The following is an 828-nucleotide window of genomic DNA, read 5'->3' on the forward strand; positions in this document are numbered from 1 at the left end:
AAACATACTAAGATTAGCTATGAAGAAATCTATGACGATAGATTTTTTCATAGCTATTTTTTATAGTTATAGAGAGAGGTAGACTGTGCGGTCTCTTGGATTTTAAATCCGTAATTTAAACAAGTCAGCTTTACTCTCGCCTTTTGAAATTCGTTTGTAGTATGTTGGGCTCTTGAAGCCGTGTATAGGAAAGTGAAATGAGAAAGGTTCAGTAAGGTTTAACTTCTCAAATCAATTAAGGAGGGTTTTATGTGAATTATCTAGGTATTGATATTAGTAAAAAAACAAGCGTCATCGCCCATTATCACGATGATAAATTCCAAATGGAATTTACAATTCAAAATAATAAAAATGGTTATAATCATTTTCTTAAATATTTAAATAAAATCGACCAATTTCAACTCGTGTTTGAATCTACAGGTATTTATTCAAGAGGGATGGTTCAATTTTGTCGAGTTAATCAAATTAATTATATTGAAATGAATCCTTTAGAAGCAAAATTTAAAACAACTTCTTTAAGGTCTTGGAAAACTGATCAATCTGACGCTCATAAATTAGCCCTTTTAGCACCTTCTTTAAAATCTATGGATAGCTTAAATACAAAACAAGATATTTTCTTTGAATTACGAGAACGTGCTCGATTTCATCTTGAAATCGAAAATGATCAAAATCGTTTAAAAATAATGATTATTGAACTGCTTCATCAAACCTTTCCAGGTCTAGAAAAATTGTTTAAAAACCGTTATTCAATCATTGCCCTTAATATCGCAGAAATCTATTCACACCCAGATTTTGTTCAACAAGAAGATATTGATACCCTAACTTCAA

The 828-nt window shown here is 30.2% G+C and carries 1 protein-coding gene; it reads left to right on the top strand.

Features of this window, described 5'->3' with window-relative positions:
• Window positions 1–251 precede the first annotated feature (251 nt).
• Window positions 252–828 (top strand): IS110 family transposase (locus LQ668_RS12240; protein WP_239711289.1); only part of this gene is annotated, 577 nt, incomplete at its 3' end.

Origin of the sequence: Mammaliicoccus sp. K-M42 (assembly GCF_022386375.1) — a bacterium.
GTDB lineage: Bacteria > Bacillota > Bacilli > Staphylococcales > Staphylococcaceae > Mammaliicoccus > Mammaliicoccus fleurettii.